This window comes from Planococcus sp. NCCP-2050 (assembly GCF_023708025.1).
Lineage (GTDB): Bacteria > Bacillota > Bacilli > Bacillales_A > Planococcaceae > Planococcus.
On record NZ_BRCX01000001.1, the window covers coordinates 253607 to 278142 of the forward strand.

31 protein-coding genes are annotated in these 24536 nt (G+C 42.5%); 9 read left to right on the forward strand and 22 right to left on the reverse strand.

Annotated features, from left to right (window positions below; genetic code table 11):
- Positions 1 to 36: 36 nt before the first annotated feature.
- The 3 genes from NFU07_RS01270 to NFU07_RS01280 all read right to left on the reverse strand — a co-directional run bounded on the left by NFU07_RS01270 (position 37) and on the right by NFU07_RS01280 (position 3789).
- The gene (locus NFU07_RS01270) at positions 37 to 1269 is read right to left on the reverse strand and encodes a glycosyltransferase family 4 protein (RefSeq protein ID WP_251473480.1); all 1233 of its coding nucleotides are present in this window, start codon (positions 1267 to 1269) and stop codon (positions 37 to 39) included.
- A gap of 130 nt (positions 1270 to 1399) precedes the next feature.
- Positions 1400 to 2389, reverse strand: a complete 990-nt coding sequence (locus NFU07_RS01275; protein ID WP_251473493.1) for a bile acid:sodium symporter family protein — start codon at positions 2387 to 2389, stop codon at positions 1400 to 1402.
- On the reverse strand, positions 2386 to 3789 hold the full coding sequence (locus NFU07_RS01280) for an FAD-binding oxidoreductase (protein WP_251473496.1): 1404 nt from the start codon (positions 3787 to 3789) through the stop codon (positions 2386 to 2388). The genes NFU07_RS01275 and NFU07_RS01280 overlap by 4 nt, the downstream gene beginning before the upstream one ends.
- 174 nt (positions 3790 to 3963) lie before the next feature.
- Here NFU07_RS01280 and NFU07_RS01285 point away from each other — a divergent pair, with 174 nt between their 5' ends.
- Positions 3964 to 4695, forward strand: coding sequence for a FadR/GntR family transcriptional regulator (locus NFU07_RS01285; RefSeq protein ID WP_251473508.1), 732 nt, complete (start codon positions 3964 to 3966; stop codon positions 4693 to 4695).
- Between the two features lie 45 nt (positions 4696 to 4740).
- Here NFU07_RS01285 and NFU07_RS01290 read toward each other — a convergent pair whose 3' ends face one another.
- From NFU07_RS01290 to NFU07_RS01300, 3 genes are read right to left on the reverse strand one after another with little or no spacing between them, the layout of a single operon-like run.
- Positions 4741 to 5511 carry an SDR family oxidoreductase gene (locus NFU07_RS01290; protein WP_251473511.1) on the reverse strand — a complete coding sequence of 257 codons (771 nt, stop codon included), beginning with the start codon at positions 5509 to 5511 and terminating at the stop codon, positions 4741 to 4743.
- Positions 5511 to 6044 (reverse strand): NUDIX hydrolase, encoded by a 534-nt coding sequence (locus tag NFU07_RS01295; RefSeq protein ID WP_251473514.1) that lies wholly within the window; start codon positions 6042 to 6044, stop codon positions 5511 to 5513. The genes NFU07_RS01290 and NFU07_RS01295 overlap by 1 nt, the downstream gene beginning before the upstream one ends.
- A gap of 49 nt (positions 6045 to 6093) precedes the next feature.
- Positions 6094 to 6531 carry a GNAT family N-acetyltransferase gene (locus NFU07_RS01300; RefSeq protein WP_251473516.1) on the reverse strand — a complete coding sequence of 146 codons (438 nt, stop codon included), beginning with the start codon at positions 6529 to 6531 and terminating at the stop codon, positions 6094 to 6096.
- Between the two features lie 242 nt (positions 6532 to 6773).
- On the opposite strand from NFU07_RS01300, the gene NFU07_RS01305 reads away from it, so the two are divergent.
- Complete coding sequence (locus NFU07_RS01305; protein WP_251473518.1) at positions 6774 to 6968, forward strand: helix-turn-helix transcriptional regulator; 195 nt, start codon at positions 6774 to 6776, stop codon at positions 6966 to 6968.
- 2 nt (positions 6969 to 6970) lie between these two features.
- Entirely contained in the window at positions 6971 to 7426 is a 456-nt protein-coding gene (locus NFU07_RS01310; protein WP_251473520.1) for a DUF3278 domain-containing protein, read from the forward strand.
- A 158-nt stretch (positions 7427 to 7584) separates the two neighbouring features.
- Here NFU07_RS01310 and NFU07_RS01315 read toward each other — a convergent pair whose 3' ends face one another.
- Both NFU07_RS01315 and NFU07_RS01320 read right to left on the reverse strand, forming a co-directional pair.
- Positions 7585 to 7878 carry a DUF2087 domain-containing protein gene (locus NFU07_RS01315; protein WP_251473522.1) on the reverse strand — a complete coding sequence of 98 codons (294 nt, stop codon included), beginning with the start codon at positions 7876 to 7878 and terminating at the stop codon, positions 7585 to 7587.
- A 77-nt stretch (positions 7879 to 7955) separates the two neighbouring features.
- Positions 7956 to 8399, reverse strand: coding sequence for an Lrp/AsnC family transcriptional regulator (locus NFU07_RS01320; RefSeq protein ID WP_251473524.1), 444 nt, complete (start codon positions 8397 to 8399; stop codon positions 7956 to 7958).
- A 118-nt stretch (positions 8400 to 8517) separates the two neighbouring features.
- Between NFU07_RS01320 and NFU07_RS01325 the strand changes: the two genes are divergently transcribed.
- A complete protein-coding gene (locus tag NFU07_RS01325) occupies positions 8518 to 9063 on the forward strand; it encodes a cysteine hydrolase family protein (protein ID WP_251473537.1) in 546 nt (181 codons plus the stop codon).
- A 152-nt stretch (positions 9064 to 9215) separates the two neighbouring features.
- Here NFU07_RS01325 and NFU07_RS01330 read toward each other — a convergent pair whose 3' ends face one another.
- The 3 genes from NFU07_RS01330 to NFU07_RS01340 all read right to left on the reverse strand — a co-directional run bounded on the left by NFU07_RS01330 (position 9216) and on the right by NFU07_RS01340 (position 10746).
- Entirely contained in the window at positions 9216 to 9404 is a 189-nt protein-coding gene (locus tag NFU07_RS01330) for a hypothetical protein (RefSeq protein WP_251473539.1), read from the reverse strand.
- A gap of 89 nt (positions 9405 to 9493) precedes the next feature.
- Positions 9494 to 10099, reverse strand: a complete 606-nt coding sequence (locus NFU07_RS01335; RefSeq protein WP_251473541.1) for a hypothetical protein — start codon at positions 10097 to 10099, stop codon at positions 9494 to 9496.
- 197 nt (positions 10100 to 10296) lie between these two features.
- On the reverse strand, positions 10297 to 10746 hold the full coding sequence (locus tag NFU07_RS01340) for a VOC family protein (protein WP_251473549.1): 450 nt from the start codon (positions 10744 to 10746) through the stop codon (positions 10297 to 10299).
- A 76-nt stretch (positions 10747 to 10822) separates the two neighbouring features.
- Here NFU07_RS01340 and NFU07_RS01345 point away from each other — a divergent pair, with 76 nt between their 5' ends.
- Positions 10823 to 11731: a helix-turn-helix transcriptional regulator gene (locus tag NFU07_RS01345; RefSeq protein ID WP_251473551.1), complete on the forward strand. Its 909-nt coding sequence runs from the start codon at positions 10823 to 10825 to the stop codon at positions 11729 to 11731.
- A 229-nt stretch (positions 11732 to 11960) separates the two neighbouring features.
- Here NFU07_RS01345 and NFU07_RS01350 read toward each other — a convergent pair whose 3' ends face one another.
- From NFU07_RS01350 to NFU07_RS01360, 3 genes are all read right to left on the reverse strand, one after another.
- Positions 11961 to 12422, reverse strand: coding sequence for an NUDIX hydrolase (locus NFU07_RS01350; RefSeq protein ID WP_251473553.1), 462 nt, complete (start codon positions 12420 to 12422; stop codon positions 11961 to 11963).
- A 116-nt stretch (positions 12423 to 12538) separates the two neighbouring features.
- A complete protein-coding gene (locus NFU07_RS01355) occupies positions 12539 to 12694 on the reverse strand; it encodes a hypothetical protein (protein ID WP_251473554.1) in 156 nt (51 codons plus the stop codon).
- A gap of 64 nt (positions 12695 to 12758) precedes the next feature.
- Positions 12759 to 13259, reverse strand: a complete 501-nt coding sequence (locus NFU07_RS01360; RefSeq protein ID WP_251473556.1) for a GNAT family N-acetyltransferase — start codon at positions 13257 to 13259, stop codon at positions 12759 to 12761.
- Between the two features lie 190 nt (positions 13260 to 13449).
- Between NFU07_RS01360 and NFU07_RS01365 the strand changes: the two genes are divergently transcribed.
- Together NFU07_RS01365 and NFU07_RS01370 are read left to right on the forward strand one after the other, a co-directional pair.
- Positions 13450 to 13791: a hypothetical protein gene (locus NFU07_RS01365; RefSeq protein ID WP_251473558.1), complete on the forward strand. Its 342-nt coding sequence runs from the start codon at positions 13450 to 13452 to the stop codon at positions 13789 to 13791.
- Between the two features lie 52 nt (positions 13792 to 13843).
- Positions 13844 to 14206, forward strand: coding sequence for a hypothetical protein (locus NFU07_RS01370; protein ID WP_251473560.1), 363 nt, complete (start codon positions 13844 to 13846; stop codon positions 14204 to 14206).
- Positions 14207 to 14281: 75 nt separating this feature from the next.
- Here NFU07_RS01370 and NFU07_RS01375 read toward each other — a convergent pair whose 3' ends face one another.
- From NFU07_RS01375 to NFU07_RS01410, 8 genes are all read right to left on the reverse strand, one after another.
- The gene (locus NFU07_RS01375; protein ID WP_235196300.1) at positions 14282 to 14875 is read right to left on the reverse strand and encodes an NADPH-dependent FMN reductase; all 594 of its coding nucleotides are present in this window, start codon (positions 14873 to 14875) and stop codon (positions 14282 to 14284) included.
- Between the two features lie 14 nt (positions 14876 to 14889).
- Entirely contained in the window at positions 14890 to 15873 is a 984-nt protein-coding gene (locus tag NFU07_RS01380; RefSeq protein ID WP_251473562.1) for a ring-cleaving dioxygenase, read from the reverse strand.
- 247 nt (positions 15874 to 16120) lie between these two features.
- Positions 16121 to 18043 (reverse strand): ABC transporter permease, encoded by a 1923-nt coding sequence (locus NFU07_RS01385; protein WP_251473563.1) that lies wholly within the window; start codon positions 18041 to 18043, stop codon positions 16121 to 16123.
- Positions 18021 to 18836 (reverse strand): ABC transporter ATP-binding protein, encoded by an 816-nt coding sequence (locus tag NFU07_RS01390; RefSeq protein WP_251473566.1) that lies wholly within the window; start codon positions 18834 to 18836, stop codon positions 18021 to 18023. Before NFU07_RS01390 ends, NFU07_RS01385 begins: the two co-directional genes overlap by 23 nt.
- A 102-nt stretch (positions 18837 to 18938) precedes the next feature.
- Positions 18939 to 19961, reverse strand: coding sequence for a sensor histidine kinase (locus NFU07_RS01395; RefSeq protein WP_251473568.1), 1023 nt, complete (start codon positions 19959 to 19961; stop codon positions 18939 to 18941).
- Between the two features lie 14 nt (positions 19962 to 19975).
- Positions 19976 to 20659, reverse strand: coding sequence for a response regulator transcription factor (locus NFU07_RS01400; protein ID WP_285835916.1), 684 nt, complete (start codon positions 20657 to 20659; stop codon positions 19976 to 19978).
- Positions 20660 to 20765: 106 nt separating this feature from the next.
- Complete coding sequence (locus tag NFU07_RS01405) at positions 20766 to 21371, reverse strand: lipoprotein BA_5634 family protein (protein WP_251473572.1); 606 nt, start codon at positions 21369 to 21371, stop codon at positions 20766 to 20768.
- A gap of 216 nt (positions 21372 to 21587) precedes the next feature.
- Positions 21588 to 23633 carry a GAF domain-containing sensor histidine kinase gene (locus tag NFU07_RS01410; RefSeq protein WP_251473574.1) on the reverse strand — a complete coding sequence of 682 codons (2046 nt, stop codon included), beginning with the start codon at positions 23631 to 23633 and terminating at the stop codon, positions 21588 to 21590.
- A 201-nt stretch (positions 23634 to 23834) separates the two neighbouring features.
- On the opposite strand from NFU07_RS01410, the gene NFU07_RS01415 reads away from it, so the two are divergent.
- Both NFU07_RS01415 and NFU07_RS01420 read left to right on the forward strand, forming a co-directional pair.
- Positions 23835 to 24170, forward strand: coding sequence for a hypothetical protein (locus tag NFU07_RS01415; RefSeq protein ID WP_251473576.1), 336 nt, complete (start codon positions 23835 to 23837; stop codon positions 24168 to 24170).
- Between the two features lie 90 nt (positions 24171 to 24260).
- Positions 24261 to 24443, forward strand: a complete 183-nt coding sequence (locus NFU07_RS01420) for a hypothetical protein (protein ID WP_251473578.1) — start codon at positions 24261 to 24263, stop codon at positions 24441 to 24443.
- Positions 24444 to 24536 lie beyond the last annotated feature (93 nt).

A 24536-nucleotide genomic window follows, 5' to 3' on the forward strand; every position in this document is an offset into this window, starting at 1 on the left:
TCTATTATAGTATCCACATGCAATGGCCGTAAAAGTTTAATCGAAAAGCTTTTCGATTTCATGGATTTCGAGCTGCATGCGTTCTGGCCAGGAAAGCAGTTTTTCTTTCGCATAACGCCGACCATTTGCCGCTAATCCTCGAAGCATTTCTTCGTGGTCCATCCATTCAGCCAAACGCTCCGCAATGAACTTTTCATCCATTTCATTGAATAAAATCGCATTAAAACTATCCTCCAACACTTTACAGACACTTTCATTTTTTAACGTGCAGACAGCCGTCCCAAGAGCCAGGGATTCCAGTATCGAGTTTCCCAGATTCCCGCTTTCATTCAACGTGATATAGAGATCGGCATTTCCTATGTGGTCTATGGTTTTTTCATGATCCATTGCGTCCAGGAAAAGGATATTCTTCACCCCTTTTGAGTCGGCCATCTCCATTAACCGGCTTTTTTCAGGCCCGTCTCCAATCGCTATTAAATGAGCGGTTGGCTTAAGTTCTTCTAAATAGCCCATCATTTTTACAATGCGGTCCAGCCGTTTCCAATCAACAAAACGATTGGCGGTACAGATGACAAAGGCGTCTTCAGGCAAATGCATGTTCATTGCGTAATGCTCATCCCGCTGATAGTTCAAGTATTTTTCTTTATCAGCCAGACCATTCGGCCAAAAACGGACTTTATTTTGATCGATTCCCAATCGTTCCAATACTTTATCGCCGTCCGTTCCGTCGTTCGCCATGATGATCAAATCCGCATCAACTGCAGTTCCTTTAACGTAATCATGGGCTTCATCAAATTTCGGGCTGTCCAGCAGAAGTCCGAGCTCGGTTCCTTGGAAACGGGTGACGCAAGGAACTTCTAATTGATCTGCCAGCTTTTTAGCGGCACGGGTACTGTAGATTTCATAACCATACATAAGATCCGGCTCCAGTTCAGCTGCGAGTTCCAACCCTTCCCGGTAAGCCATGCGATTCCAGAACTTCGCAAAAAACGTCGCTTCTGTCCGTTCCGCTTCCGCATGGTCTTTTACTAAATTTAGCTGTTTCAAGGCTTCAAATACGGCATAATACCGTGACCGCTTCACCAGGACATTTGGAAAAGGGATACTTTGTTTCGGGACATCAGCAAACGTCAGCACCGTTACATGGTAGCCTTGGTCGCTAAAGCCTTTTAGCGTATTGTAGAGCGTTTGGTTTCCAGCGTTTTTATTGCCTGCACCGCCTTCGAAATTTATAAGCGGCAAACTGTCGAGCATCAAGATCTGTTTCATCAAGGTCCGCCTCCTTTTGCTCAAATCTTTCATTCTTATTTTTGTTTTCCCGGAATATAGGGCTGCATTCATAAAAAAAGCTTATCTTGAATTCTGGCTTGGCCAGATGTCAAGATAAGCGCTAGGGATCTTATTTTTCAAGAGTTGCTTTTGGTGCAGTTTGAAGATTCTTTACTCGATCTGCTTCAATGGCAGCTGCCGGTTTCTTCGACCAGATGGTTGCAAGAATCGGACCGGAAATATTATGCCAAATCGCACCCCAGACGCTTGGAAGTGCTGCAAGTGGACTGAAATGCGCTGTAGCTAAAGCAACGCCGAGTCCGGAATTTTGCATACCAACTTCCAATGAAATGGCACGTCGGTCGGTTTCGTTCAACCCTAGTGCCAAAGCGGTCAAATACCCTAAAAGCAATCCGAAGCCGTTATGAAGGAATACGGCAAAAAAGACGACGGCTCCTGAACTGACGACATTCCCAGCATTGGCAGCCGTCACTGCAGAAACGATAATTAGAATCGCCAGTACAGAAATCAGTGGAACGATGGTGATGCTTTTTTCAACTGCTTTTGGCAAGAAACGCTGAACCATGAAACCTAAAGCAATCGGGATGATGATTACTTGAATAATGGACATGAACATCGAAACCGGATCAACAGGCAGCCATTGCCCTGCTAGAAGCAGCAGCAATAGCGGTGTCATGATCGGTGCAAGCAAAGTAGAAAGTGAAGTCATCGCAACGGACAACGCCAGATTTCCTTTTGCTAAATATACCATTACGTTTGAAGCGGTCCCACCAGGAACACAGCCGAGGAGCACTAATCCTGCCGCAAGTTCGGGTGGAAGGTTTAACACTTTCGCAATCGCAAAGGCAGCGAGCGGCATAATGATGAACTGGGCGGCAACGCCAATGATAACGGGAAGCGGCCGGGTCAAGACAATTTTAAAATCGACCGGCTTCAACGTTAACCCCATACCGAACATGACAATTCCAAGCAATATGGTGATGTATGCCCCGAGCGGAAGAAACGGATCTGGGAGTAAAAACGCGATCAGGGCGATTAGGATAACCCAAACCGCAAAATATTTCCCGGCAAAATTACTGATGGATTCTAAAACTTTCATTGGACCGCTCCTCTCGTTTCTTGCTTGATTAGTTTATTTGGATTTAACCGGTTGTCCGGGTCCAAGGCAATTTTGATGCGTTCCATAACGAGCAGTGCAGCCCCGTGTTCTTGCTGCTGGTATTTTTGTTTGCCGATGCCAACCCCGTGTTCGCCGGTGCATGTGCCGCCGCGCTCTAAAGCATACAAAACGATTTGTTCGTTCAGCAATTGCGCTTTTGCCACTTCAGCTGGATCATTCATATCCATCATCAACAAGACATGGAAATTCCCGTCCCCGACGTGCCCGACAATGCCGCCGACCATCCCGAGCGCAAATACTTTCTCGCGGGCATCGGCTACTGCGCCTGCCAGTTCCGAAATGGGAAGACATACATCCGTCACCATCATCTTTTTCCCTGGATTCCCGTGGATAAAGGCGTAAGCCAAATTATGGCGTGCTTCCCATAGCCGGTTGCGGCCTGCATTGTCCGTTTCAAACTCGATGCTTTCGCAATGGTGACCCTCGACAATTTCGTTCATAAACGCGATATCTTGTTTTAACCCTGCTTCATTGCCATGGAACTCGAGGAATAAGGTCGGCTTTTCGGCATAATCCGTTTCACTGAACAGATTTACTTGCCGAACCGAGACTTCATCGACCAGTTCCACTCTCGCAATTGGAATTCCTGCCTGTAAAATCGAGACGACTGCTTCTACCGCGTCTTTGACCGTTGGAAAAGATGCACGAGCAGCCGACACATGCTCTGGAATTCCGTAGACTTTCAATGTCAATTCCGTAAAGCAGCCAAGCGTGCCTTCCGATCCGATAAACAAACCGTTTAAATGCAGACCAGATGAAGACTTAGCCGCTTTGTTGCCGGTATGGATGACGGTACCATCAGCCAAAACGACTTCCAAATCCCGAACTTGGTCACGCATAACGCCGTACTTGACGGAAGTCGTCCCACTGGCATTTGTTGCTGCCATTCCGCCAAGTGTTGCGTCCGCTCCAGGATCTACCGGGAAGAACAATCCGTATTTCTTTAATTCTTTATTTAGCTGGGTACGCGTTACCCCCGGTTGAACTTTCACTAAAAAATCATTTTCGAGTACTTCCAAAACCTGATTCATCCCTGAAAAATCGATTGTAATGCCGCCATTATCTGGAATCACATGCCCTTCCAAGCTTGAACCGAGTCCAAAAGGAACGATTGGGACTTGCAGATTTTTTGAAATTCCCATTATGTTTACGACGTCTTCAGTCGTTTCCGGAAACACAACGATATCCGGCAATTTCTGCTGGTGGTAAGATTCATCCCTTCCGTGCAATTCCCGGACGGTTTCATTAATGGTGATTTGATCTTCTCTTAACTTCGTATGTAAAGCATCCATGACCTGTTCAATTTCTTGAATTAGCATTACCGCTCAACCCCTTACTTATCTGTAAAAATATATTCGTTGCAATTGGTCCGACCAATAAAATTTATTATACCGATTAATCAGAATTTTTCAATGATTATTTTAATTTATTGATTAATATTTTAGAAGTTGATAAGGTGGAAGAACTAAAGGTTCAATAAGAGGAGGAAACGAATGGTTTCTGGAAAGAAAAAAACTTCGCAGATTATTGCGGAAAAAATTGAAGAATTCTTTTTGAAAGGCGACTTGCAGCCTGGTTCAAAATTGCCGTCAGAACGTGAACTTGCGAGCCGGTTCGGCGTAAGCCGCTCTTCTGTCCGTGAAGCGCTGCAGCAGCTTGAATTGACCGGTGCGATCATTATTCGCCAAGGCGGTGGAAGCTATATCAATACGAGCGAAGTCGAAAAAGTCAGCCAGCTGCTTTCCGACTCCATCGTGGAAGCGGAAAGCCATCTCGTTGTGGATATGCTCGAGCTTCGGCGCGCGCTCGAAATCGAAGCCATATCGCTTGCTTCTGTCCGAGCAGTTCCGGCTGATTTAGCCAAAATTAAACAAGCACTCGATGAGATGAAGAGCTCACTGTACGATGCAGAAAAAGGAATCAAAGCGGATTTGCATTTTCATCAGCGGATTGTCGAAGCTTCCCATAACCCGCTATTGATCAATCTCGTTCAGTCTTTAGCGGAAAAAATGGAAGATTCCATCCGTGCGACCCGTACTCACCGGTTTATGGATGTAGACCGCTATGAAGATACTTTTATCGAACATGCGGAATTATTTGAAGCCATTTCCATCCGGAATTCGGTTCTTGCTAAAGAGCGGATGGAAAAGCATATCACGCGCATTTTGGATGAGCTGGATTTGCCGGACCATCCTTTAAACAGTTATCCGAATAATGTCGGCTAAACAACAAAACGCCTGCTGGAGTGCCAGCAGGCGTTTTGTGTCGGTTTACCGGATAAATCCGCCTTCCGAATGAATGATCTGTCCTGTAATCCATTCCGCATCGGGACTTGCGAGAAACTGGACCAATTTGGCCGCATCATGAGGTTTGCCGAGTCTGCCAAAAGGAAACCGCTCTTTTAAGTGCTCTTTCAAGTTTTCGTCCATCCAGCCCGTGTCCGTCGGTCCTGGATTGATAGCATTGACTGTGATGCCAAGAGCTGCTGTTTCCGCCGCCAACGTAATGGTCATGGCATCTATCGCTCCTTTTGTCGTGGCATAGGCCAGTTCACCTGGCATTGCCCCTTGAAACTGGCCGGAACTAAGATTGATGATGCGCCCGCCTGTTTTTTTCTTAAAAGACTTAGCGAATTGACTGCATAAAAGTGCCGTCCCCCGAATATTCACTGCGTAATGGCGGTCCCATACTTCAGCAGTCAACTCGGTAAAATGGCCGGTAGTTGAGTAAGCGGCATTGTTGATTAAAATATCCGGAGAACCCATTTCACGAACAATTGTCTCCATTAAAACGGCCGCCGCATCGGGCTGCGCTAGATCCAACTCCAGCGCTTTCGCTTTTACCCCGATTTTTTTCAGTTCCTCTAGCAGCATCTGCGGCTCATTCGCTTCGATTCCCCAAGGCATTTCCTGATCATAAGCTGTCCAATAAGTAAAAAACAGATCGCAGCCATTTCTGGCAAGTTCCAGGCAGATGGCTGCACCGATTCCATCGAGTCGGCTCGCACCAGTCACGATCGCTGTTTTTCCTTTGAGTTTCATTAAATCACCCCTTCCGAATTCTGTTGGCGCAAGTATGGCATAATCTGGTGCCGATTCACCTGGAACCGGTCCCAGATCCTTGATACGACAAGCCCTTGTTGAACCATTTCTTCAAACTCTGCCAAAGTCACCAGTTTTGCGCCGCAAACTTCACCGGGCTGCAAGATTAGGTCTTCAGGTTGAATCGCTGCCTTTCTTTTCCATACGTAGCTATCCAAAAAATGATTACCGTATTTCATTTCCCCAAGTAGCTGCAGCTCCTCTTCCTCCGCAACAAGCCCTGTCTCTTCTGCGAGTTCACGCACAGCTCCTTGTATGCTCGATTCACCTGCGGTCACGGAGCCTCCCGTCGTTTCCCAAAGGAGCGGGTGCGTTTTTGCCGCATCCCTTTGAGTCAAGAGAATTCGGCCATCCGCGTTCACAGTTAAAATTTCCACGACCACATGATATTCTCCTGACTGCTGTGCTTTTCCCCTTGTATGTAATTTACCTATCGGTTTTCTCTGCTCATCTACTAAATCCCAAATTTCCATTATAATCTCCTCTTTCTTGGTTTCTATATTAATAGGTGAGTAGCTTCATCTATAGTTTCAAGCACATGGAAACAGTTCTCGTTTTGAATCCCAGATTTTCATATAGTTTCACCGCTGGATTATCGGCTTTCGCACTAAGGCGCACTTCCGTATAGCCTTCTTGTTGAAAATAGGTGAAAGCTGCCTCCATTAAGGATTTGGAATATCCTTTCCCTCTGAATTCCTTTAACACAAATAATTCATAGATAAAACCATTTCTTATTTCAGTGAATGGGTCCTTACTTGTCCCCAAGAGAATCCACCCCAAAAGCTGTTCTCCTTCTGCCGCCGCTAAGTAAAAGCCTCCCTTATCCAACAACGGCTGCACAAGCAGTTGGATTTTCTCATCAGTGGGCATGACCTCTCCCATCGTGCCATCGTATATGGCTTGAGGTGAGAGCGATAGGATCGTTTCCATTAGAATATCATTCGGTTTCTTTATCTCCATTTTGTTCCCCCTTATAGTCGCTGGATTGCGTTTTTTCACTTATTAAATATACCAAATAAAACCAAGATCTAATATTCCAACTAAACTATCTTTCTGGCAAAACTACTTAGTCTTCCCTTCTCAGATTTACTGATCATGTCCTATTTACCTCTAAATACAACGATAAAGTTGACATTTCAATAAAATAATGTAATATATAAATTACATATGTAAGATATATATTGCAAAGTGCAGGTGAAGAGATGAAAAACAGAGTGAAGTATACACGGATGGAATTGGCAATTACTCAAGAGCAGCTGGCTAAGCGGGTCGGTGCAACGAGGCAAACCATTGGATTAATTGAGAAAGGGGATTACAATCCCAGCCTTCATCTTTGCATAGCGATATCGAAAGAGCTGGGGAAAACACTGGACGAATTATTTTGGGAGGTCGATTGATCATGAAAACGTGGATATCCTTTTTATTGCCGGAAGACGAATATAAGGAGAAAAAGATTTTGCACTTTTTCGCAGAAGGAGCGATCCTTCTTTTCTTAGCCCTTATTGTTTCGCTCATTTGCAGTCGATTTATCAATTTTGATACGGAAACGATCTTATTCCTCCATATCGCATTATTCGCAGTTTATGTTTTAGGCAGATATGTCCTGTCCGGAATTGAATTCACCGCTATCGCAACGGAACGGGAGTACAAGAAAGAACGGAAAGTCATTGTCATTAAAACAGCCGGTTTTGTCGTCATCTTTATCTTCGGCTATTCGTTTTTAAGTGGATTCCCTAGCAGCCTCAGTGAATGGCTAAACATCTTAGCGGTTCCACTATTAGCAGGGATGTTCCTGTTTTTCATCAACTATATTTCTTTGAAACGTTCCTATCATAAAAACAAAGAATTGGCTTAAATGGTAAAGGCGTTTAACTAAAAAAACCTTCAGGACAGTATCCAAAAGATATCGTCTTGAAGGTTTTACGTATTTAAGCCTCTTTTTTTCTATTAAAGAAGAATTGTTTTTAATAAGACTGAGAAACTGATACTTCACCATTTTGAAGTATCGATGCGTTATTCTTTCAGCCAGTAGGAAGAGCCGTCTTTGTTCCGATCCAAAAATCCGTATTCGATCAAATACCTTCGGATTGATACATAATCGTGGTACACCTTCTTTAAAATCTCATTCATTTCATTTTCCGAGTACTTTCGATTAGGCTCGAACTGCGCAGCAATAAACTCCAATAGAATCAGCTTCTTTTTCTCCTTGCTTGGAAAAACTTCAATACGGTTAGTGAAATCACCTTTGAAATAATTCGTTAAAACCTTCTCTTTTTCTTCTGCTGAAATCTCATTGTTTTGATTCATCCATTTACTCCTTTGTTGAACTATTTCCAGTAGCTGACTAGCATATGAGAAAAATTGCTTTATCACCATTAACAGCTTTATATCGCATTCAATCCGGATTGGCGTTTCTTGACTTCATTTATGGAAAGATACAATGCATAATTCCCGTAGCTGAGCGTAGCATTTAAAAATAGGTTCAATTGTTCTTGGGAGCGTACTTTTATCGTCAAATGGTAGCAGCTTTCTCCGGAAACCCGGTGTGCTTCAATAACTTCCAGCCGTTCGTTGAGAAAGTCAATGAACTTTCCGTGGCCGACTGTTTTCATATAAATGATGACAAAGGCGGTATAGGGTAGGCCAAGCTTCAATTCATCTACCACAAGCGAATAAGCTTTTATAACACCGCTGTCCTCCATCTTTTTTATGCGGTTCCCGACAGCCTGGCCGGTCATGTGGATCTGTTCCCCCAGCTCTTTCCACTGAATACGTGAGTTTTCAGATAGCAAGCGGCGGATTTGAAAATCAATCGCATTAAGCTCCATATTCAATTCCTTTCATGATGAAATGATTTAGTGAAAAAGTGCTTCATCAGCCACTCGATAATTCAGTGGAACGTGTATATCATTCAAGTGTACCCCAAATTATGAATGAGGTGGAAAAATGAGCACAGCATTGATCGTTGTCGATATACAAAATGATTATTTTCCGAATGGAAAGATGGAACTGCACAACGCGGAAAACGCAGCTGCCAATGCGGCGAAAGTTTTGGAATGGTTTAGAACAAACCAAAAAGAGAATATTTTTCATGTTCAGCATCTGGCAAGCAATCCCGCAATGGGCTTCTTCCTTCCAGATACCAAAGGCGCAGAAATCCACGAAATTTTACAGCCTTTGGAAAACGAAAGCATTATTACGAAACATTTCGCGAATAGTTTCCTCCAGACGGATTTGGAAAGCCGATTAAAAGAAAAAGGGATAACTAAACTTGTGATTGTCGGCATGATGACGCATATGTGCATCGATGCAACGGTGCGCGCTGCCGTTGATCTGGGCTACGAAACGACTTTGATCGAATATGCCTGTGCGACCCGTGAGTTGATGTATCAAGATAAAGTGGTGCCAGCTGAACAGGTACACTATGCGTTTATCGGCGCACTCCAAGGGATGTATGCCGAAAGAACATCTACCGAAGAGTTCTTGAAATAATAATCTTCATTCTGACAGAAATATTGGAAGCATTCAAAAAGGAAGCTTGTTCTACGCAAGCTTCCTTTTTGTTCTTCCATCGGTTGGATGATTTTTTTCAATACTTTAAAGTTAAACCACATAGACTGTATAAAAATTATTCTGTAAGCAAATTATAATGCAAACATCCAAGTTATACTAAATGTAATATAGACAGCCGAAAGCGTCATCCAAAACGTGTTCGCAGAGGTATCTACATACTTATCTTTCTTTGCTTTTTTAATGATTGCTACTAAATTCAGGCAAAAAACGATAGCTAAAATTGGGTTTAAAAATAACCCTGCTTGAATCAGGAATTCCATATTGCCACCCCTCACTTGTGAATGCGATACGAAAGCCGCAATACTCTTCCGCTGCGGAATTGAATGTAAAGCTTATTTAATCCAATCGATTAAGAAACGGGGTTGCGTTGTTTCCGATTTTCTTTGATCAAGTTCATGAGCTGCAATCCGTCACTCGGTCCACCGCCTAAAAAACGGGGGTAATTAAATGGAATTAAAGGCGTAGCGAACAGAAAAAAGCTAGCGCCTGCAAGATTAATAAGAATATTGCCAGCTACACCTGGAAAATAGGTTGAAGCCATATATAGTAGGACAAAACCTATTAGTGAAGCTACTGGTCCGCCTAAAAGGAAGAAGGACCTTTGTTTAAATGACGCAAGCGGAAGTTCTTGCCAATTTGATTGTCTGCAGAATCCGTTTAGCGCTACAGTCAGATAACAGGTAATTCTCCCAAGCTTCAATTTTAACTTCTTCTCTTTGCTTGATGAACCCATAAAAATTTCTGCCTTTGCTTTTTTATTCAACAAGATTGTGGCAATGGCATGTCCCATCTCATGCATAAAAATCGCAGTAGAAAAAATCAGCAACACTAAAATGATTTCAAGTAGTATTCCCAATACCGTTTCTCCTCTTCTCAAAATTAATTGCACTTCATTTAAACTCAAATGCCGGTTAAATATCCCAGAATATATAATCGAATTTTTGAAATTATCCATTTAATTTTACCATTTATTATCATTTAATCCAGCCCTTTCTAAGTATTTCCTCATCAAAAAAATTAGAGTAGCTATCAGCAATCCAATTGAATTCATTTACGAATCGGTTTTTCCTCTATTTAGAACAAAAAAAGAAACAGCTTAAGAAAAGCCGTTTCTTTTATACGAATATTTACTTTATTGATTTTCAAAAGCCTTTATACAAAACCATCTAAGAATTTGCTTGCCTCACCGTTGAATTTCCACATCACTCCAAAACGGTCAACCAGCATGCCGAAACTGTCAGACCATGGAGTAGTGGACAATGGCATAATTACAGTGCCTTTTTCTGATAGCGCTTGAAAGATGGAGCGGTTCTCATCCGGAGATCCGTCAATTAAGCTTATTAAAATTGCGTTTCCTTTCAATAGCGGACCAGTCACACCTTGCATACTTGGCGGAACATCGGAGAGCATTAAGGTATTGCCGAAAAATTCGACGCTTGCTTCCATAATCATATTTTGTTCTTCTTCCGTCAATGGTAAATTCGGATTCGGACCAAGTGCACTGAACCGAACTTTCTTCACTTTTGCTGCCAGCGCTTTTTCGTAAAAAGATAATGCTTCTTCTGCCTTGCCTTCGAATTGTAAATAAGCGATTGTTTCCATATTTCCTACCTCCCTTTTCTATTCACAGTATAATTGGTTATAGGCGACAGCTATATGTCGTATATAGTAGGTAATGATGAAAAAAATTGAACGGCTCATTTCAATCGTCATGATTTTATTGCAAAAAGAAATTGTCTCCGCTTCTGAACTCAGCCGCTTATTTAATGTATCTAAGCGAACGATTCAACGCGATATGGAAAGCTTGAGCTATGCTAATATACCCGTCTATGCTGAATACGGGCCTGATGGCGGCTATGGATTGATGAACGAATACAAGTTTGACAAACGTTTGCTGAACAGCCAGGATTTGGAGAACATCCTTGTCTCTCTGGACGGCTATGACCAACTCATCACGGATCCCGAAATTCAAGTGACCATTCAAAAAATTAAGGCGATGGCTAATGCTAATCTATCCGCAAACCTCGACCTGACATTCTATAATTGGACAGGTCGAAGTGAACTTAAGGAAAATCTCTCGTTTATCAAAGAAGCGATTGAAAAATCTTGGCTCATTAAATTTGATTATATCGATCAACTTGGGAAAAGAACGGTTCGCTTAGTGGAACCTTATCGCCTTCACTTAAATGAGATGGATTGGTATCTCTCTGCATATTGCACCGAGCGCAGCGATTATCGAACGTTTAAACTTACGCGAATGATTGAAATGAAAAAGGAAGGATTGTTTAAGCCGAGGCTTGAAAATAGAGGACAAACGACATTGATGCAACGTGAATCACTTAAGAAAGTACAAGTAGAGCTCCTAATTGAAGCAGCCATCCGCGATCAGTTTATCGAAAGATACGGGCAAAGCTTAGTCACGGAAATATCGGCTGATTGCTATCTGGTGGAAATTGAATTGCCTGAAAATCATTTTGCCTACCAGTTTCTAGCAGGGTTTGGAAACAAATTGAAAATTCTCAAGCCGCAGACTTTCGTCGAGAAATACCTTCATTTTTTAGAAGAAACAATCGGCTTATACAAATAATTTAAAGGGCTATTCGCTATTGATTTCAGGAGATAAAACCCCAGTTCTGGCGTTTATCTTCTTTAGCTTTGGATTTTGGCTGTGAGTGCTTCCCTGGAAAGGCAAACTTTCCCACAAGATTGGAGAACTGTTGGGGTTAAGAATTTTTTAGTATGAGTCGTTTTTTTAAAAATCAGCTCCATTCAAGTCCATCACGGCATTCCCTTCGTTCAGCATTTTGCTATTGCATTCACTTTATAATGGGCAGTTTTGATTGATGGACCCAATCCAAAATAAACCTCGCTTGATGGGCATTCAAATGCGGAAGTTCATCTGGAGAAAAGAACCGATGTTCCCGGCTTTCTTCTGCTTCTTGGATTAGCTCCCCTTTAAAATCTGTAGCATGAAAAATGATTTGCACACTAAAGATTTGATCGCCATTTCCATATTCAGCAAAACCCTGTTCACCCGAATAAAGGCCGAACAGTTTTAAGTTTTCCACCTTCAAACCCGTTTCTTCGAAGGTTTCACGGAACGCTGTTTCCTCGAAAGTTTCTCCCGGTTCCATGACTCCTCCCGGAATTCCCCAAACGTCTTTGTCTTTTCGGTGCTGCAGCAAAATTTGGCCATTTTCTTCGAGAATGATCCCGCAGCCTATTGTCATCAGCATGCGAGAACCGATTAACTGCCGCATTTCTTGTATATAGTTCATAACTGCCTCCTGAAAATAATCGATTGTATTTAATTGAAATTGAAAAACTAAACCTTGCAAGCTATAGGATTCTTACATGATTTCTCTTGTCAGTTCCACTCGGGTTCCTAATTGAATTAGTTTTTTCGTTGCGTTTTGCCTGTAAACTGACCTGCAATCAGACCTAATAGCACATTGGTCACAATAAGTGCACTCATCGGTGTGTTCGAAACGATTAAGATTAAAGACAGAACACCCGCTATTCCGGCAAATAAAAGAGCATTTGAAGTCATGCAAACCATCCTTCCCGCAATTCTTTTTATTAGGTCCTAACTTATTGATTCTCTTCGGTATTAATCAGCACCATAAATAATGAACAAAGCGCATTTTTTCACCATTCAACTCGAACTCTTCTTCACCAATACCAGTTTGTTTGAAACCATTCTTTTCTAATAGTTTCATCGACGCCTTATTGACAGTTGTCGTCTTTCCACTGATTTTCTTTACAGGCAAATCGGATTGTATCAATAGGGTTAACGCTTGATGGCCGACTCCTTTTCCGATAGAGTCTTCGCCTATTCTAAATCCAATTTCTGCAATGCTATTTACTTTATCAATATCCACTAAGTTAATTCTTCCCAGAACTTTTCCAGCCTCATTTTTTATTAAATAAAAACTGGAAAAGCCTTTTTCTTGTTCCACTAATAATTTTTGCAAGCTTTCTGAAAAGCCTCTAAGAGTATAGTAGGCATGTCCCCGGCTTGGTACCGATTTTTCAAAAAAAGCCCGATTTTCTGCTTCAAATTCAAGCAATGGTTCCGCGTCGATTCTGTTTAATAAATGCAAGGAGATTTCCATTTTCAGTGCCCTCTTTTCTATTGGCGGTTGAATGATATAATCATTGTACCAATTATACCCAATACATTAATCAAAAACTTAAACTTTTCTTAATACTCACTATTGAATTGCAATGTATTCAATCTTCATTATTAAGAATCAAAGCGGTTATAAAATCCGATGACAAAATTTTCTTTGAGAAGGTGGTTTAATGGAGAAAAGCGTACCTGTATTTATGATTTTGTGTCTACTCATTTTGGAGACAGGCTGCACCAATAACTCTTCTGCAGACTGGGTGTATTCTTTTGTTGTATGGAATGAAGATATGTATAAGGTCAGCGATGAATCTGTTGAAGAAGTAGGCGAGAAGATTGGAGAGCTTGCTATTTATTCAGATCAAGAGGGCTCTTATACTGGAAACTTCTCCAATAAATTTGAAAAAGGTACAAGTTATTATTCCATACCTGGCATTTCCACGGAAGAAGCCATAGCTGTCCAAGATGAGGATAAGTTTCGAAAAGTGATCCGAGAAGGAAAATACGGAGGCAAATGATCTGTTTAATTGACATGCAATTTTGCTTGGAAATTGGAGGAGCTTATTAAAAATGAGATATTGCAAATGCCGTGTTAAAAGATTCAGCAATAAGAAATTATATACGCGACTCGATCGGTTGCAGGAATATGAGAATCCAAATCTTAAAGCAATTCATGTGCTCCTTTCGGAAATAGAAAGCCGGGATCCAGCAGAATACGAGGCGGGGATTATTGAAGCGAAAGTGGAACAATCTAAACGCTTTGCAGTAAGAGAAGTGGATGAAATCCTTTACTATGAAATCAAATACAATGAAGATTACCTTGCCAAACCGGAATCTGAGACAGACCTGTTTGAACGCAAATTGCGCGCTGCAAAACTAGCAATGGTCCAATACGTTTTAAATCGGAGAAACAAGACGAGGCAGGAAAAATAATAGATCCTATTCGAAAATAAAAAAGCTGCCCCGCTAGCCACATAATGTGGCTATACGGGACAGCTTTTGTTGTTATTAACGAATGGTTTTCAAAGCTGTCGACCAAGGAATTACTTGATCCAGCATTTGGTTCACCGAGTCAGCTTGTACAGGTGCCGGTTTGAACTCAGCGCCGTTCACGAAATCAGTGAACAATGAAAGAGCCGGGTGGACACGAACGTCCGCAACCATCAATTCGCCTAAAATGCCGCGAAGATGTTCAGTTGCGCGAGCACCACCTACTGAACCGTAGGAAACGATTCCAGCCGCTTTGTTATTCCATTCCGGACGCAGATAATCCAATGCGTTTTTCAAGGACGCACTAATGGAATGGTTGTATTCCTGTACGATAAAGACGAATCCGTCTTGTGCCCCAACTGCTTCAGACCATGCAGCAGCTCCAGAGGCGTCTCCGCCATTTTCACCAAGCAATGGCAATTTGTAGTCAGCAATATCAATCAATGTATAAGTTGCATCACCGCGTTGATCTGCCAATTCTTTGACCCAGTTCCCTACTTGTGGGCTTAAACGCCCTTCTCTTGTCGATCCTAGGATGATGCCGATGTTTAGTTTAGTCATTTTCGTTTCCTCCTGTTGTTTGTTTCCAAATAGTTTAGATAGAAAGCTCATATAAGTGATTCTCCTTACAGGTATTCTTTTTCAATCGTTTTTGTGCTTCTGACAGTATCAATCGGGCGAACCATCGCTTCGATTTCGTCGCGTTTCGGCTCCAAGAATGGAGGCAAGGATAATTTCTCGCCTACCGTTTCATATGGTTCATCTCCCATAAATCCTGGGCCGTCTGTTGCCCATTCAAATAAAATGCCTTGTGCAACACGAGCATACAGCGATTCAAAGAAGAAGCGGTCCACATAGCCGGATGTACTAAAGCCAAGCTGCTGCATCCGGTCGATCCATTCTTTCAAAACATTTGTATCCGCTACACGGAATGCTGCGTGGTGTACGGTACCGAATCCTTGCTGGCCGCGCGGCAACAAGGTATTGTGTTCAACAATCACTTGTGCCCCGTTGCCCCCTTCACCAACTTCAAATAAATGAAGCGATCCTTCTTTCGCGATTTCGCGCATCAACATCGCTTTTTCCAGAACTTCTTTGAAATAATCGAATTCTGTAATGCGGATGTGAATGGGCCCAAGTCCCGTAATGGCGAACTCTAGAGGCACAGGTCCATTCTGCCAAGGCGTTCCGGAAGCCACTCCCACATTCCCTTCGTCTGATACCAGCATGTACTGCTGGTCGTCAAAATCTACGAAAGATAAAGTTTTTTTGCCGAATACTTCTTTAATGCCTTTGTGCTTCACTTCGTATTTTTCGAAACGCTTCACCCAATATTCCAAGGCTTCATCTGTCGGCACTCGGAAAGCGGTTTTGTAAATTTCATTGGTGCCATGCGTCCCTTTTGGAATTCCCGGGAAGTCGAAAAATGTCATATCTGTTCCGGCAGATCCTTTATCATCCGCAAAGAATAAATGGTAGGTTTGGATATCATCTTGATTGACTGTTTTTTTGACCAATCGCATCCCAAGTACATAAGTGAAAAACTCATAGTTTTTCTCAGCACTGCTCGTAATAGCCGTAACGTGGTGCATCCCTTTTAATTCGTTCATATGAAAACTCTCCTCTGTATTATAATTATCTCGAATTCGAGATATATGCTTAAAAAAATAAAACCTTGCATTAAAATTGCCATGTCATTAAATTATCTTTAATTCGAGATAATCATAACATGGCATTTTTTGATGGTCAAGCATTAAGTTTAAAAATAGCTAAGAGCATCTTTTAACTATTGTTTTCATCCTTTTTCAAAAATAAAAAGAACATCCAGTAAAGGATGCTCTTTCGCTCAAAATAAGATTATCTCAAAGCCAGTTTTACTGTCTTGCGGTAATAGCCTACTGTCAAAAAAGCAAATAACAGGTAGATGATGGCGAATAAGATCATGACGGTTGCTGCTGAAACCATGATATTCGTCTGGAAAAAGTAAGATAAAGCTTTTAGCGCAAAGAATGAATGCACCAAACTGATCACTAGCGGCAAGCCAAAAACGAAAATCTGCTTGCGGATAATGCCTTGCATGATCTCATTCACCGAAAATCCAAGCTGGCGCAGAGTGGAATAGCTTTGTTTTTCTTGTTCCGCTTCGGTCATTTGCTTGAAATACAGGATGCTTCCGGTTGAAACCAAGAACACGAGTCCTAGGAATCCGGCGATGAAAATCATCAATCCGTTTGATTCCATCCCTTCTTTCACCGTCGAATAATAATCTTGGCGCGGATTTTTCCCGTTGTATTTGGGCTGGTGATAAAGCGCTGATGCCTCTTCCAAATCTTCATCATTTAAAATATGGAATCCGTCAATTCGACGAATTTCGGCAGAACCTTTTGCTGCTAAATCGGTTTTCAGCTGTTCATATTTCTTTGGATTCACCACAACTTGGGTGTAAAACGTTTCCCAGTTGATGACATTCCCTTCACCGAAAGCTTCAATTTCAATCGGTTCTTTTACATCCTGCAAGTATAGATCCACAGGCAAGCGTTCATTATCCATGAACATCGATAGTGAAGATGTCGAGTGGAGGCTCGCACTGTTTGTTCCCGGCGCTTCAATCTCAATTCCTGCTTTTTGAAGCTGCTCATCACTTGCAACGGCGATATAGAGCGGATCACTTGGAACAGCTAAAGCCCCTTCTTCAAGTTGCCCTTCCGTCACCAAAATTTCCACAATGCCTTGCTGGAAATCGATGCCTTTTTCTTTCATTTCCGCACTTATTTCAGAAGCAAAAGCTTCCTCATTTTCAAATATGAAGTCAAAAGGCATTTTTGCTTGTGCTTCCTGTTCAGTTGAATAGTAGAAAGAATAAGCGCCGGCGATCATCGACAGCGTCATAGCTGACAAGATGGTAATGATCGTCAATGAATTGGCATTACCTTTTAAGCGATGCATCAAGGGCGCGATCGATAAACTATTGTTCAATCCAAGATGCCCTTCTTTGCGGCTTCTGATTTTGTATAATAGCCAGCTGAGCGTGACACGGAAGATCAAGTAAGTGCCGGCAATAGTCGAGATTAAAACACCGGAAATATTCAAGAAGAAATTGGCATCGAACATTCTTTCAGAGAGCCAGTAGCCAAATCCAATCAAAAGAATCCCGGCCACTGCCAATACAGCTGCAGAACTGGTTTTTGGTTTTTTTGGATGTTCCCCCGCTTTTTCTGTGTTAAAAAGCGACAGCAAGGTGTTGCGGTAAACCGTCCGGATCATCTGGATCGTCGTTAAAGCAAAGATCCCGATAAAGACTGCAATTGTCTGCAATACCGCTTCAATTGAAAATGACACGCTGATCGTTGTTTCAAAACCGATCAGTTTTAACAAAAGGAGCAGGAAAACACGCGAGACAAGCATCCCGATTACGATCCCTACTATTAAAGCCCCGATTCCAAGCAATGTATTTTCAACGATCAATAGACGGGTGACCGTTCTTTTTTTCAATCCGATCAGTTGATAAAGCCCGATCTCCCGGCTTCTTCTCTTCAAGAAAATCGAGTTTGCATAAACGATGAAAATTCCAGCGATGAAGATCAGCAAGATTCCGGCAGCCAAGAAGGCAGAGCTGATCATCTTGTTTCCTTGTTCAACAATGGCCTGGTCATATTGCAGCGTGGCAAACACGAAATACAAAACCACACTCAAGATCAATGCAAAGAAATAAAGGTAATAATGCTTGATGTTTTTCCGCATGCTGCGGATGGCTAAATCAAAGAGCGTCAACGCTGTCACCCCCGAGTACAGCCTGTACGTTCAAGATTTCCTGGAAAAAAGCCTGTCTTGTTTTATTGCCTTTGTACAACTCGGAATAAATATTGCCGTCCTTCAGGAAGACCACACGGCTGCAGTAGCTGGATGCGAGCGGATCATGCGTAACCATCATGATGGTCACTTCTTGCTTCTCGTTGACGTCTGCCAATGTACCAAGCAAGGATGACGCAGCTTTTGAATCGAGCGCTCCTGTCGGTTCATCCGCAAAGACCATTGACGGCTGATTGATGAGCGCCCGGGCAGCTGACGTCCGCTGCTTTTGCCCGCCGGAAATTTCATGCGGGTATTTGTTTGCTAGTTCCGTGATGCCGAGGATATCAGCGATTGAGCGGAATTCCGCTTCTGCCAATTTTTTTCTCACTTTGCCAAGTGAAACGGGAAGTAAAATATTCTCTTTCACTGTCAATGTGTCCAGAAGATTGTAATCCTGGAATATGAATCCGAGGCGGTCGCGGCGGAATGCCGACAATTGGGCATCTTTCATTTTTGAGATGTCCGATCCGCTGATTGTAATCGTCCCTTCAGTTGCCCGGTCAATCGTTGCAAGCACATTCAGAAGCGTCGTCTTTCCGGCACCGGAAGGTCCCATGATGCCGACAAACTCCCCTTTTTCTACGCGCAAGTCGATGCCTTTTAGCACTTGCTGGACATTTCCTTTAGAGCCGAATGACTTTCGTACATTATGGGCTTGAAGAACGGATTGGGTATCTGTTTTTTTATTGGTTTTGATCGCATCTTTTATTTTTGTGAACATTGTTTTTGCCTCCCTGTTTTCTTATATCCCTATCGTACCTTGTGCGCTGCACCCGGTCGTTTGATTTACATGACAAACAGGAAGCCCAATGTGACAATGCCGTCACTTACGGATATGATCGAATTCGTTTTTGATGGAAAATGCCAATTCCATCCTCGTTCCTTTTGCCAACTCAGATTCTGCGTGCAGCTGGATGCCGATTTTATCTGCCACCAATTTCGCCAAATACAAACCGAGGCCAGTGGCTGCATTCTGAATTCGCCCAGTCGAACCTGTAAATCCTTTATCGAATATCCTCGGCAAATCGTGCGGTGCTATTCCCGCACCTTGGTCTTCCACCACTAAAACAGTATGCCCTGTTTCTTCAGTTCGTGTGGAAATCGCAATCGTTCCGCCGTCCGGGCTGTACTTGACTGCATTCGACAGAACTTGCCGCAGTGCAAAACGGCTCCATTTCTTATCCGTAATCACTTTTTTATCCAAGCCACCCATATCCACCGCTAAGTTTTTTTCCAGGCACCACGACATCAATTCCCGGATTTCAGCTGAAACCAATTCTTTCAATTCGACTTCTTCCAAGGAATAATCACTTTCAAGCGTGGGCAGCCGGCTTATGTATAATTGCTGGTCAATCAGTAAATAGATGCGCAGCCATTCCGCTTCGATTCGCTTTACAGCTGGCAAGCTTCGATTCGAATCAATGATCAATTTCATGGCTGTTAGCGGTGCTTTGGCTTCATGCACCCAAGCCGCTGTATAGTCGCCTTGGATCATGCTGCTTTTCCGGATTTCCTGCAGCTGGGTTGAAAAAAGCATGCCTTTTTCAATTAAAAGATCGTTGACGATTTCATCCTGTTTAAAAGAAGCATCGGGTAATCCTTCAACCCAATCCATTCCGCTCGATTCACCCAACGAGGCGAGTTCTTTCAGATAAGCGGTTTCTTTAAAGTAGCGCCAGACGATGAAACAAACGAGAGAAATGAGCAATAAAGCATTCATATAAATAACTGAGGAAGCCTCAACATCAACTCCCGGATCTAGCCATAACAACAAGTCGATGGCACTTAATGCAAGGATAATGAATAAGATCCAGCTTAAGCGGTCGCGCAAAAAACGTAAGATCATCGAACCCCTCTTTTCTAGAAAGTGACGGCCACATAGCCGAGCCCTTTTTTCGTGATGATGGCATCGCCTAAATCGAGTTCCGCGAGTTTTTGCCGGAGTCTTGTGACATTCACTGTTAAGGTATTGTCGTTTACAAAACGTTCGTCATCCCACAGTTTTCGGATCAATTCATCCCGTGAAACGATTTCGTCTTTTGCATCTACTAACACACTCAAGATAAAGAATTCGTTTTTCGTCAGTTCAACTTCCTTTTCGTCCCGTCGGATAAGCCCGCGTTTTAAATCGATGACAGCGCCGTTCCATTCTTTTACATCGGATACCTCTTCGCCATATGAATAGACGCGCCGCAATGTAGCTTGAATTTTGGCGATCAAGACGTCCGAATGGAACGGCTTCTGTACATAATCATCTGCCCCCATCTGCATCGCCATGACCATATCCATCGGATGGTCGCGTGACGAAAGGAAAATGATCGGCACTTTTGAAACCGCGCGGATTTCACGGCACCAATGGAATCCATCGTATACCGGCAATTGAATGTCCATGATGACCAAATGCGGTTTTTGTTCGATAAACCCTGTTAAAATTTCCTGGAAATTCTCTGGCCCGACGGCTTCAAGCCCCCATTTTTGCAATCCTTCCTGCAGCGCTTGGAAGATTGCCGGATCATCTTCTACAATATATACTTTCATATCCATCCCCCCATACACGCCCTTTCTTTCTTACATTCTACTGGAAACTCGAAGCGACAAGCAACGACAACGAAAAAAGGCCCACCCCAGTAAAGGGGCAAGACCCGTTTTATCACCCTTCAATTCGAACGAGCTGGTTGCCTTCTACGTCATACTGCATCATTCGAACACTTGGATCATTATCATATTCCAGGACCGCCATGATTTTTTCTTTTCCGTCCATCTCATTCCAATCCGCATCGTCAACAATTAGGAATTTATCCACATATGCTCTGCCGTTTCCGATGATGGAGTTGCCGCCATATTCCACTTTCAACTCTTTGCCGCCAACGGCTACATTTTCTTGTTTTTCTTTCGCGTAAAGAACCGCTTCACCTTTCGACAAATCTGACACGCTTTCTACTGCTTCCGTCTTGTCTCCTTGGATCACTTCTCTTAACAACTCTTTGTCAATAAGCGCTTGAGCTGTTTTCTCACTCAATACCATGACTTTTTCGCCGTTGTCTTCCGCTAACTTAATTTGATATTGGTCGTCGCTGACCATTTTGATTTCTTCTTTTTTGTCATCCGCTGCCGCTTGCTCCAGTTTTAAAACTTCGTCGATATTCGGCCCATCTCCATATACGATCAGCCCGTTCGCTTTTTCAAACCATCCGCATCCGGAAAGCAAAGCTCCTGCTAGAATTGCTGATGCACCCATCAATGCCATTTTTTTCATACTAATTACCCCTCTCTTATTAAGGACATGCTGCTCACTTTTTCCTTGGCTGAACTTCAGCGCGTCTTTTGTAAGCAACTCCTTTATTAACTTTAGTATACGAGGGGAATTCAAAAGTTGCGTTTGTTCTAGATGACGCTATCCTTACAATATTGCAAGAAACAGCCTAATAAAAAAGAAACTGCATTTAAATAGCAGCTTCTTTCATATCTGGACTTAGATCATCGGTTTGAACAAGGTATAGAACACTGTTCCTTCAGGACTGGTCTCAATTTCGATTTTAGCGTTGTGCCTTGCTGCGATGCCATAAGATACGCCAAGCCCTAGCCCTGTGCCATTGTCTTTTGTCGTATAGAACGGCGTACCGAGTTTTTCAAGAATGTCTTTTTCAATTCCAGTTCCTTGATCCCGCACTTCCAACACAACGTCCCCGTCTTCTTTCATATACGTGGAAATCGAAAGGGTCTGGCCAGCTTCCATCGCTTCTAAGCCGTTGCGGCAAAGATTGATTAGCAATTGTTTGATCTCATCCTGGTTCAGGAAAAGCTCAGGAATCTGAGACGTTTGGATATCGATCAATTTGTTTTGGTTGATCGTATCGATTTCCAATAGCGGTGCCACATCGTAAATCAATGCGTTCAGATCGGATTTTTTCAAATCGGATTTATTGATATTCCCCATGGCAAGGAATTTTGTGATGATCGAATTGGCTCGGTCCAGTTCATCGATCATCAACTTGAAGTATTTTTTATGCTCTCCCAAGTCTTCCATCGTCAATAATTGAAGAAACCCTCTTACAGTGGTCATGGGATTACGGATTTCATGGCTGATCCCTGCAGCCATATGGCCGATTAGCTCCAAATTAGCTAAGCGCTTCAATTCTTTCTCGAAATTCTTTTTTTCTGTTATATTTTTGGACAAACAGCAGATTCCCTCATCGTATGGGTATGCCACCATTTCCTGCCAGAAAATGCCTGAATCTGAAGACAACTCAAAATGAACCGGTATTCTGTCAAACATGGCTTTATGGAATTGTTCAAACATTGACGTGCTGGCTAGTTCTGGGAATGTATCCCAAATCGATTTGCCAATGAGGTCATTTGGTTCCATTCCTTTTGGCAATGGCTGGTGCTTGTTAATATAGATAAATTTCCATTCTTTATTGACCGCAAAAAAACCATCGGTAATGCTTTCAATTACATCTGTGACCCGTTCGTTGGCATTGGCCAACTCTTTAGTCCGTTCATCTACTAATTCCTCTAACTGCTCCATCTGCAATAAATTATCAAAATTTATGGCAGTGGCGTCAAGTATCGATTGAACCAATTGGATGTCCGGGTTGTTCATGGAAATTGTCTTCTCGAAAAACGATTCAACCGTAAGGACACCCAAAACTTTTCCTCTGGAAATCATCGGAAACAGAAGGACCCTCCGCTTTCCATCCAGCGGAATAATCGCCATTTCTTTATTGCGGAACACTTCACCCAATGTTTCTTCGAAGACCTGGCCCGTTTTATCATTCATGCCCGATGTCCAATCCTCGATTGGCCAAAGGGCATTTTCACTTATTTTCTTGATGGCAATTCCTGATTTTTTACTCATGTCTTTTGTATGCAAAGCCGCATTTCGGCTCCCCCAAATTTTGCGTACATAGGAAAAGCTGATCGTTAAACAATCTTCAATAGAAGAACAAGCCGAAAGTTCTCGGTTTGCATCCAATAAGAGTTGTTTCTCACTGACGACTTTTTCTTTTTGTTCCAAGTTCTTAGCGTTTTGAATGGCAATAGCGGCCATATTCACATACGCTTCGGCGCTTTGAAGTTCGGATTCGTCCATTTGGATGTGATTAAAGTAAAACAACTGGACCATTCCGAGCATTTCCTCTTTGTAGACGATCGGCAATGCCAAAAGCGATTTAATTTGCAGCGCTTCGCATACTTGAGGATTTGGCCGGGGATCATGCATGGCATCTTCGATATAGATGGTTTTTTTAGTTTGTATCAATTCTTTTGCTAAAAGATCCGTTTCCGGGTCGATTACCAAAGAATAAATCGACATCCCATTCATAAAATCCGGTTTGCCTGCGCTGCCTCTAAAAGTGCCGTCCCCTACCGGAAGGAATATCCCAACAGCATCGCATTGGATAATTTCTTCTGATATAGCAGAAGTCACATAATCCAAAACTTCATTCAGTTCAAGTTTTTTATTAATGATTTTTGTGATTTCGAAAATTTTAGAGTTCCCGGTCGTTTCTTTTGCCATCGTCATTACTCCGTTCTATAGGGGAAACTTTCAAGGAGCGAAAGGCAAAAATAGGCCATTCGGCTCCTTGCAGATTGATTTTAAGTTAGTTATCACTAGCTTACCATATATTCCTATTTTATACTTAGCCCTTTTTCTAAATTTCACTCTTGTTTCATGGACCCCAATTGAATATGATAAGAAGCGAAAGGAGTTGAGAAAATGAAAAAAGTGGCTATCGTAGAAATAATGATTTTGTTGTGTTTTTTCCTATTCGCTAACCCGATTCAAGAAACAAACCAACTGCCTTCTCAAGCTTTCGATGAAGAACCGATTATTTCTTCAATGAAGATAGTCACCAAAGTGGACGCCCTCAGCCCTTCAACAGTGATGCTCGTCCAAAAATGGGAAAAGCAAGCGCCTATAGCCGCTTTGCCAACTCCTTTTCACGATCGAGCTGAACCCTCTCTTCTAAAACCAGAGGTTCCAGTTTTCAGGAACGCTGCGTTTTTCGGATTCATTAATGTAATCCACCACCAATCCAATTATCTCGCCTAAGGCCCTCTGACCTTAAAATCCATTTATTAAAAACAACGTCGCCTCGTTGCTTTTTAATAGAAGAAACGAGGCGCATAAGGGGCCTATCAGATGAATGAAAAAAGTGAATTCAGAATCGCTGTGGAAGCGAATCTGATTGTCGGAATATCCGCGTTATTATTTTTTGGCAGTATTCTAGCAGTTGCGCAGTGGTCTGGCAGCGATTTAATCGCTATTTTCTCTGACCTTCCATGGAAAGAGATCAACACATGGAGTGACATCCAGCGCAAATAAAGAGGCGGCAACAATTAAACAAATCGAACGGATGGAGAAAGCAGCCCTTTCTTCATCCGTTTTTTTATTCAGACCTTTGATTACTCTGCATCT